Genomic DNA, 9,046 nt, shown 5'->3' on the forward strand with positions numbered 1-9,046 from the left:
CTGGCCGACGCCGTCTCCGCGCTGCGCGGGCACCCGGTCACCGCCCAGGCCTGGGCCATCGCGGGTGAATGGGCCGACGCCGCCAAGGCCTCCCTTGCCCCGCTGCCCGAGAGCACGGTCAAGGCCGCGCTGACGGCCTTCGCCGAGGCCGTCGTGGACCGCGAGGTATGACCGGCCGGTCCACCTTGACCATGTCAACCGTGCCGGCGCCGTCCTTCGGGGGCTAACGGGTGACCGTAGAACAAGCACTGTTGTCCTTCGCCCTGGTGGCCGGCCTGCTGACCCTGGTTCCCGGCATGGACACCGCATTGGTGCTGCGATCAGCCGTCAGCCACGGCCGGGGCAAGGCGTACGCGACGGCGTTGGGCATCAACACCGGAGCCTTGGCCTGGGGCATCGCGGCCGCAGTCGGGGCGTCGGCGCTGTTGGCCGCCTCGGAAACGGCGTTCACGGTGCTGAAGGTGGCCGGCGCCGCTTACATGGCCTGGCTGGGCACCCTGATGCTGTGGAGGTCGTTCCGGAAACCGGCGACGCACCTTCCGGACGCCGGTGCGCCGGCCGCTGCGTCGTCGTACGTCAGGGCGTGGCTCACCGGCGTCGGGACGAACCTGTTGAACCCGAAGGTCGGCGTCTTCTATGTGGCGATGATCCCGCAGTTCATCCCGCCGGGCGTCTCCCCGGCGCTGATGGGCATCCTGCTGGCCCTGGTGCACAACCTGGAGGGGCTGGTGTTCTTCTCGGCCATCATCTGGGGCACGCATGCGGCCCGGAAGTGGCTGCGCACGCCGGCCGTGACGCGCGCCATCGACCGGATCACGGGCACCGTGCTGGTCGGTTTCGGCGTGGCCCTGGCGGCCGAGAGCCGCTGAGCCCGCCGGCGGCTCAGTCTTCCTCGTCGTCGTCGCCGAAGACCCACTCGAACATCTCGAAGACGAACTCGCTGAAGGTCGCCTCCTCGCTCTGCCACTGCGGCTTCGGGCCGTTCGTGCGGATCCAGACGATGGGGTCCGGCACATCCAGGTGTTCAGTCTTGAAGCCCCAGTTCGCTTCTTCGTCCATCTCGTCCAGGAACAGCAGGTAGCCGCCTTCGATCTCCAGCTCGTCCGGGTCGAAGAAGAAGTCGTGCGCCTCCATCAGGTCTTCGCAGCCGCCGAGCGCGTGGTAGAACTCCACCAACGCCTGCGGGATCTGGAACTTGTGCTCGCCCAGCAGCTCCTCGAGTTCGTCGTAGGAGATGCCGTCGTCCTCGGTCCACTTCCGGTCCAGATACTGGGGCACGAGGGCACGGAATTTGTCCACGAACATTTCGGGCATGGTTTCTCCCTGGAACGGTTGATTGGAGGGCTTGGGTCCCATCCTATGCGGCGGCACCGACTGTGCTGAACGGCGACGGTGGTGCTTACCCCGCGTGTCAGTCCCGGCGGCGGGTGGCCAGGCCGGGGTAGTCGATGACGATGCCGTCCGAATCCACCACGATCTCGGCGCTGAAGTCCCCGGAGGTGTAGGTGACCGCGGCGGTGCCCGTGCGGTCGTCGTAGGCGCGGGAGCCGCTGTAGATCTGCTGTTGGCCGAGCACGCGCAGGCTCGGCATCTCCACCCACGCGACCGTCAATTCCGCGGCGGCCTCGGCGTCGTGAACCAGGCCCAGCCGCAGGATCGGCATGGTGTTGGTGGCCGGGCACAAACCCAGGTCGCAGTCCACCGCCCCGACCAGGGATTCCGGATCGGCGATCCCCGGTTCCGGCAGGCCGCTGTCCCCGGACACCCTGGTCGCGGCGCTCCAGCTGCCGTCGGGCGCGCGGTCCAGCACCAGATGCCGGCTCCAGCCCCGCCCGTGGACGGACACCGTGAGGCTTTCGGTGAACCAGTTGCCGGTGGTCGTGAGGGACCAGCTGGCGGCGTAGGCCGCGGTGCGGGAGGCGCCGTGGGCGCTCAGACGCTCCGGTTCCAGGTTCAGGGTCGCGGTGTCGGCGCGCTGCGGATCGTCGCTTCCCAGCCAGGTGACCGTCCGGCTTTCGTGCGTCTCGTGTCCCATGCCCCCAGCCTTGTGTCTGCGCCGGGTATTGGCAAGGGACCGGCCGGCTAGCCTTTCGTCCGGGACACCGAACCCAGCCGCCGCACCGTCAGGGCCAGCCACAGGTGCACCCGGTCCGCGGTGAGGGCGGGATCGTAGCCGGTCAGCTCCACGATCTGGGACAGCCGGTAGCGCACGGAGTTCCGGTGCAGGCCCAGCTCCTCGGCCACGGCCGCCACCGAGCCGTTCAACTCCAGATAGGCCTGCAGCGTTGGCAGCAGCGCCGCGTCGTGGGCCGCGTCGAACTCGGCCAGCGGGTCGAGTGCCTCGGCCGCAAGATCGGCCAGCGGCACGTCTTCCGAGGCCAGCAGCAGGGAGGTCAGGGACAGCCGCTGCGGCACGTTCAGCCGCTCGCCCCGGCCCACCGCCTCCTTGGCCTCGAAGTAGCTCCAGCGCAGCCCGTTCGCCTGCGCATAGCTGCCGCCCACCCCGACCGTCGCGGAGAAGCCCGCGTTCTGCAGGTACGCGCTCAGCTCCCGGCCGAGCGCCTCGCCCGATTCGGCGCCCTGCACCACCAGCACCAGCCGCTCGTCGACCAGGCCGGTGACCACGCCATCGAACGCGGCGGGCAGCGGCAGCGTGGGCAGTGCGCGGCGCTGGGCGGCGGCCACCTGCACCATGACCACCAGCTGGCGCCGTCCGGCGTCGATCCCCACGTTGCTCAACCGCAGGGAGGCGTCGCCGCCCTGCAGCACCCCGCGCACCACGTCCAGCAGCACCTGGCCCACGGAGCTGCGGTCGGCCGCGCGGCGGTGCGCCTGGTTGCTCAGTTCCAGGCTGATCAGGCTCTGCGCGTAGTCCACGATGGCGTTGCGCTCGTACGGCTTGCCCAGGGCCAGCGTGCAGCGGTCCTTCAGGCCGGTGGCGATGGGAAGCTCGTGCCAGCTGGTTTCCCCGTCGCTGCCGGTTCCGTACAGCCGGGTGCCGTATTGCGAGAGCACGACGTCGGTGCCCACCATCTCTGCCAGGGTGCGCAGGAGCGCGGGGAGGCCCCCGCCGCCCAGCAACGAGGCGGCCAGCGCCTGGTGGTCCTTGAGCAGGTGCTCCAGGCGGTTGTAATGGTCGGCGGAAATGGCGTCGGCGACCATCTTGCTGATCGCCACGAACGGGGTCTCGTAGGGAACTTCGAAGACCGGAAGCTCCAGCTCGTTGGCGGCGGCGAGCACGCCCGCCGGGACCCGGCGGTGCGTCAGCCCGAGCGCGAAGCCCATGCCGACCGCGCCGGCCTCGTGCACCCGCTCCACGAACCTGCGCTGCGCGGCCGCGGTCTTCTGGCGAAGGCCGGTGGTCAGCACCACTTCGCCGCCGGTCAGGAAGGGCAACGGGTCCTCGAGTTCCGTCGAAGCCACCCAGGTAATGGGCGCGTCCGGGTCGCCCTGCGCGGTACCGACAAGCTTCAGGTGCAGCGCGGGGGAGGCCAGAAGTTTGGCAAGAGTGACAGCCATGCCTTCACTATACGGGCGGCTGTTGTGCAGCTGCACTATTCGCGGCGGAGCGGCGCGGGGCGCTCGCCGGCGCGGGCGGGCGGGCCCCCCGGCGTTCGTGCTCTTGCGTCGCGCCCGGCGCCGGACCGGTTTTCCGGGCAGCTGCCCACCGGCGCTAGGATGGTCCGCGGCGTCACGTGCGTCACACCCCTGCCAGCCCTACACCGTGAGGTCCCTTCATGAGTACCCCTACCCCGCAGGCAGCGTCGGGCGCCAAGCCCAAGCGCGAGATGTGGTCCACCCGCAAGGTGTTCATCCTCGCGGCCATCGGCTCCGCCGTCGGCCTGGGCAACATCTGGCGCTTCCCCTATGTTGCCTACGAAAACGGCGGCGGCGCCTTCATCATTCCCTACCTGGTGGCGCTGTTGACCGCGGGCATCCCGCTGCTGTTCCTGGACTACGCCGTCGGACACCGCCACCGTGGCTCCGCCCCGCTGGCCTACCGCCGGCTGGCGCGCGGCGCCGAAGGGCTGGGCTGGTGGCAGGTGGCCATCTGCTTCGTCATCTGCGTCTACTACGCCGTCATCATCGCCTGGGCGGCGATGTACATGATCTACTCCGTCACCGAGGAGTGGGGGGACGACCCCGCCGGGTTCTTCATGGAATCTTTCCTCCAGGTGAGCAAGGACGTAAACATCGGCTTCGACTTCGTGCCGACGGTCCTCATCCCGCTGGTGGTTGTCTGGGCGGTGGTTCTGCTGGTGCTCGCCGCCGGCGTGCAGAAGGGCATCGGACGGGCGAACATCGTGTTCCTGCCGCTGCTGCTGGTCATGTTCCTGCTCCTGGTGGTCCAGTCGCTGTTCCTGCCCGGTGCAGCCGACGGGCTGAACGCACTGTTCACTCCCGACTGGAGTGCGCTCACGAACACGACGGTGTGGGCCGCGGCCTACGGCCAGATCTTCTTCTCGCTGTCCGTTGCCTTCGGCATCATGGTCACTTACGCGTCCTACCTGAAGCACCGGACGGACCTGACCGGATCCGGGTTCGTGGTGGGCTTCGCGAACTCCGGTTTTGAGATCCTGGCCGGCATCGGCGTCTTCGCGGCCGTCGGCTTCATGGCCTTCAGCGCCGGTGCCGAGGTCGGCGACGTTGCCGCCGGCGGGATCGGGCTGGCGTTCATCGCGTTCCCCACCATCATTTCCGAGGCCCCGCTGGGCGGACTGCTCGGCGTGCTCTTCTTCGGCTCGCTGGTGTTCGCCGGATTCACCTCGCTGATCAGCATCATCGAGGTCATCATCTCCGCAGTCCAGGACAAGCTGGGCATGAGCCGCATCAAGACCACCTGGTGCGTCGGCATCCCGCTGGCGTTGATTTCCATCCTGCTGTTCCCGACCACCACCGGCCTGAACCTGCTGGACGTCACCGATGCCTTCGTCAACAGCTTCGGCATCATGGCGTGCGCCCTCGCGACCGTGCTGCTGGTGACCTACGGATTCCGCAAGCTGCCGCTGCTGGGCGGACACGTCAGCGAGGTCTCGTCCATCAAGCTGGGCCTGTGGTGGCGCATCATGGTCGGCATCATCGCGCCGATCGTGCTCGGCTACATCCTGATCAGCGAACTGATCAAGAGGATCCAGGAAGGCTACGGCGACCCGCCCATGCCCGACTGGTTCGTGAACGTCTTCGGCTGGGGCATGGCGGGGTCCCTGATCGTGGTCGGCTTCATCCTGTCGCTGATTCCCTGGAGCAAGAAGTCGGCGGCCAACGACCCGGAGCTGGATGCCCACACCCTGAAGGAGACACAGCCATGAGTACCGCAGCAATTGTCATGCTGATCATTTCCATCCTGACGGTATGGGGAGGCCTGGCGTTGGCCCTGGTCAACCTCAGCCGCCACCCCGAAGACGAGGGTGCCCTGCCGGCAGACCACGCACCGGAGCTCTGAACCGGGCCCTGACCCCCCAGCCCGCAGCGGCGGCGTCCTGCGGCCTCCAGGCCGGCGGGCGCCGCCGTCGCTCCGTCTGGCCATGTGCACGGCAACATTGCACATTCGCTGTGCGGGGCGCCATAGGCAGCTGCGGGCCGGGAACCGTAATCTCGCTGTAGAGCCCGGCCTCCCGTGGCCCGGCCTGTCCGCCGGTCCCCGCGCAGCTGCCGCTGCGATGCGAGTGTGCGGATCCTCCGGGCTGTCCGCGGCATTCCCACCCTCAACGTGAAAGGCACATCATGACCACTCAGACGACCCAGCCCCAGTTCCGGCTGGAGCAAAAGCGCGACGTCTCGGCCGGTTTCCCCGGCCCGAAGTCCGCCGAACTGGCCGCCCGCCGCAGCGCCGTGGTTGCCGCCGGCGTCGCCTCCGGCGTTCCGGTCTACGTGGCCGACGCCGACGGCGGCATCATCACCGACGTGGACGGCAACTCGTTCATCGACCTGGGCTCCGGCATCGCCGTGACCAGCGTCGGCGCCTCCGACCCCGCCGTCGTCGCCGCGGTGCAGGAGCAGGTCGCCAAGTTCACCCACACCTGCTTCATGGTCAGCCCCTACGAGGGCTACATCGCCGTCGCCGAGAAACTGGCCGAGCTGACCCCGGGCGACCACGAGAAGCGCTCCGTGCTGTTCAACTCCGGGGCCGAAGCCGTGGAGAACGCCGTGAAGGTGGCCCGCATCGCCACCGGCCGCACCGCCGTCGTCGCCTTTGACCACGCCTACCACGGCCGCACCAACCTGACGATGGGCCTGACCGCCAAGGCAACCCCTTACAAGTCCAGCCCGGCCGGCAGCTTCGGCCCCTTCGCGCCGGAGATCTACCGGGTGCCGATGAGCTACCCGTACCGCGAGGAAGCCGACATCAAGGGCGAGGACGCGGCCCGCCGCGCCATCACGATGATCGAGAAGCAGATCGGCGCCGAGAACGTGGCCGCGATCCTGATCGAGCCGATCCAGGGCGAGGGCGGCTTCATTGTCCCGGCGGAGGGCTTCCTCCCCGCGCTGGCCCAGTGGGCCAAGGACAACGGCGTGGTGTTCATCGCGGACGAGGTCCAGTCCGGGTTCGCGCGCACCGGTGCCTGGTTCGCTTCGGAGCACGACGGCGTGGTGCCCGACATCATCACGATGGCCAAGGGCATCGCCGGCGGCATGCCGCTGTCCGCGATCACCGGCCGCGCCGAGCTGATGGACGCCGTGCACCCGGGCGGACTGGGCGGTACCTACGGCGGCAACCCGGTGGCTTGCGCCGCCGCGCTGGCTGCCATCGACACCATGCAGACCCAGGACCTCAACGCCCGGGCCCGCCACATCGAAGAGCAGGTCATGGGCCGGCTGCGGAAGCTGGCCGAGGAAGTGGACATCATCGGCGAGCTGCGCGGCCGCGGCGCCATGCTGGCGCTGGAGTTCGTCAAGCCCGGCACCAGCCAGACCACCAAGGAGCCCAACGCCGAGGCCACCAAGGAGATCGCCGCCGCCTGCCTGCAGGAAGGCGTCATCATCCTCACCTGCGGCACCTACGGCAACGTGGTGCGACTGCTGCCGCCGCTGGTGATCGGCGACGAACTGCTGGCCGATGCCCTGGACGTGCTGGAAGCAGCCATCCGGAAGGTGGCGGCGGCCTAGTTACCCGGGCAGCGTCCGAACGGGCGGCTGCCGGATCCCCTCGTCATGCGGGCGGGTCCGGCGGCAGCCCGCGGTCCTTTTAAGGCCGCTCAGTCCCGCCCGCCCCGTCCTGCTCCCGGCCTGTTGCCGCCGGCGGTCTCGGGTTAGAGTCGGAACCATCATCGCGTCACGGGGTGCGGATGTGCCGGCGCCGTCGCATCCGCTGCTCCACGGACAGGGACAGGGGTAGTTTGCATGCGTTATGTGGTGGGATACCAGCCGGATGAGCGGGGAGCCGATGCCGTGGCATTGGCCGTGGCGATCGCCCGGACGCAGGGGACGGGGCTGGATATCGTCTATGTGGTGGCAGACAGCGCCCCCTACGTGGCGTTGAACCCCGAAGGCAGCCGCGTCAGCGCCAGCGAGCAGGAAGTCCTCACCGCCCGCCGCGAGGCCATGAAACTGGTCCCGGCAGACGTCAACGCCGAATTCAAGGTACGGTCCGCCGAATCGTTCGCCGAGGGGCTGATCGCGGCGGGCGAGGAAGCCGGCGCAAGGTTGATCGTCATCGGCGCCAGCAGCAACAGCCTGTTCAAACGGTTCACTGTGGGCAGCGTGGCAAATGCCCTCCTGCACGCCTCGCCGATTCCGGTGGCGTTGGCGCCCCGCGGGTACCAGCGGACAGAGCCGCTGACCCGGCTGACCGCGTTCATCGGCGAGCGGCAGGGCGCGCAGGCCGCCCGGGACGTGGCCCTGAACGCTGCCTCCCGCCGCGGCCTGCAGCTGCGCCTGGTGTCCCTGGTCTCTTTGGACACCCGTGAAGAGCCGGACAGCGGCGAGGCCATCCACAGTGCCCACCTGCACGCGAACTCCGTGCTGGCCCAGGCCGCCACCGAACTGCCTCCCGGCAACGCCACGGTGACCGTGGCCCATGGGCGCAACATCGAAGAGGCCATCGATTCCCTGGACTGGGACGACGGCGAACTGGTGGTCATGGGATCCAGCCGGCTCGCCCAGCACAACCGCCTGTTCCTTGGTGCCACGGCGTACAAGGTCCTGCGCTCGCTGCCGGTGCCCATGGTGGTGGTTCCGCAGGAAGTGGACGGGGTGCGGGACTAGCCGGGCAACATCCGGCTGCCGTACAGGTTGGTGCCGGCGCCGAGCCTGGAGCGGCCGTGTCTTGGCCGGCCGCGGCCATCCGCACTGGTAACCTCCGTCACAAGCGGGTGTTTGTCTCACGTCCTGTGTCAGCTTCCCGCCGTCACGCGCCGTAGGGCGCACGTCGACGAGGGGGATCCTGCATGAGTGCTGTGCGCCGCTATGTTCTGCCGGTGGTATGGCTGGCGATTTTCGCCGTCATAGCTGCCGCGCTCTTCAAGCTCGCCTTCGTGGATGGCATGCGCGCGGAGGCGGTCGACCAGCAGCCTTCGGCCCGCCTCGTCACGCCCAGCGTCGCCGCGGCCGTGGGCACGGTGACCAACGTGGTGCAGCTCGAGGGATCGGTTGCCGGCGACCCGGCCGTGACCGTGCGCAGCACGGCGGAAGGCACGGTGAACCACCTCTTCGTAGAGGCCGGCGCGAACGTGGCCAGGGGTGATGCGCTGTTCCAGGTGCAGAAGCCGGTGGAACCCGACGCCGTGCAGCAGGTTTCGCTCGAACCGGATCCGGAGGACGAACCGGCCCCACCGGCTGCCCCCGTGTACACGTACGTGAACGTGGTGGCCCCCGCCGCGGGCAAGCTGACCGACCTGTCCGTGCTGGTGGACCAGCAGGTCTCGGTCGGTGCCGAAGCTGCCGTCATTTCCCCGGGCACCTTTTCGGTGACCGGGACACTGACCGCCGAGCAGCAGTTCCGGCTGCTCGACCGCCCCAGTTCCGCCACCGTGACGGTCATGGGCGGCCCGGCGCCCTTCGAGTGCAAGGCCGTGACGGTCGGGGAGAGCCCGGCAGCCGGCGCCCC

Annotated in this window: 8 protein-coding genes and 1 pseudogene; 6 read left to right on the forward strand and 3 right to left on the reverse strand. The window is 69.1% G+C overall.

The features are described from left to right. Positions 1-230: 230 nt before the first annotated feature. A complete protein-coding gene (locus AC5RV2_RS11390) occupies positions 231-869 on the forward strand; it encodes a LysE family translocator (protein ID WP_494092423.1) in 639 nt (212 codons plus the stop codon). 13 nt (positions 870-882) lie between these two features. Here AC5RV2_RS11390 and AC5RV2_RS11395 read toward each other — a convergent pair whose 3' ends face one another. From AC5RV2_RS11395 to AC5RV2_RS11405, 3 genes are all read right to left on the reverse strand, one after another. Further along, positions 883-1,314 (reverse strand): hypothetical protein, encoded by a 432-nt coding sequence (locus AC5RV2_RS11395; RefSeq protein ID WP_494092424.1) that lies wholly within the window; start codon positions 1,312-1,314, stop codon positions 883-885. A gap of 97 nt (positions 1,315-1,411) precedes the next feature. Next, positions 1,412-2,035 (reverse strand): putative glycolipid-binding domain-containing protein, encoded by a 624-nt coding sequence (locus AC5RV2_RS11400; RefSeq protein WP_494092425.1) that lies wholly within the window; start codon positions 2,033-2,035, stop codon positions 1,412-1,414. Positions 2,036-2,082: 47 nt separating this feature from the next. Further along, positions 2,083-3,519: a PucR family transcriptional regulator gene (locus AC5RV2_RS11405; protein ID WP_494092426.1), complete on the reverse strand. Its 1,437-nt coding sequence runs from the start codon at positions 3,517-3,519 to the stop codon at positions 2,083-2,085. 218 nt (positions 3,520-3,737) lie between these two features. Between AC5RV2_RS11405 and AC5RV2_RS11410 the strand changes: the two genes are divergently transcribed. The 5 genes and pseudogenes from AC5RV2_RS11410 to AC5RV2_RS11430 all read left to right on the forward strand — a co-directional run. Beyond that, on the forward strand, positions 3,738-5,309 hold the full coding sequence (locus tag AC5RV2_RS11410; protein WP_494092427.1) for a sodium-dependent transporter: 1,572 nt from the start codon (positions 3,738-3,740) through the stop codon (positions 5,307-5,309). After that, positions 5,306-5,443, forward strand: a complete 138-nt coding sequence (locus AC5RV2_RS11415) for a methionine/alanine import family NSS transporter small subunit (protein ID WP_494092428.1) — start codon at positions 5,306-5,308, stop codon at positions 5,441-5,443. The genes AC5RV2_RS11410 and AC5RV2_RS11415 overlap by 4 nt, the downstream gene beginning before the upstream one ends. A gap of 281 nt (positions 5,444-5,724) precedes the next feature. Beyond that, positions 5,725-7,107, forward strand: coding sequence for a 4-aminobutyrate--2-oxoglutarate transaminase (gabT, locus tag AC5RV2_RS11420; RefSeq protein ID WP_494092429.1), 1,383 nt, complete (start codon positions 5,725-5,727; stop codon positions 7,105-7,107). A 234-nt stretch (positions 7,108-7,341) separates the two neighbouring features. After that, positions 7,342-8,205 (forward strand): universal stress protein, encoded by an 864-nt coding sequence (locus AC5RV2_RS11425; RefSeq protein ID WP_494064817.1) that lies wholly within the window; start codon positions 7,342-7,344, stop codon positions 8,203-8,205. Between the two features lie 182 nt (positions 8,206-8,387). Beyond that, a pseudogene (locus tag AC5RV2_RS11430) lies at positions 8,388-9,046 on the forward strand (efflux RND transporter periplasmic adaptor subunit); the annotation flags it as partial.

It is taken from the genome of Arthrobacter sp. Y3225116, assembly GCF_059091245.1.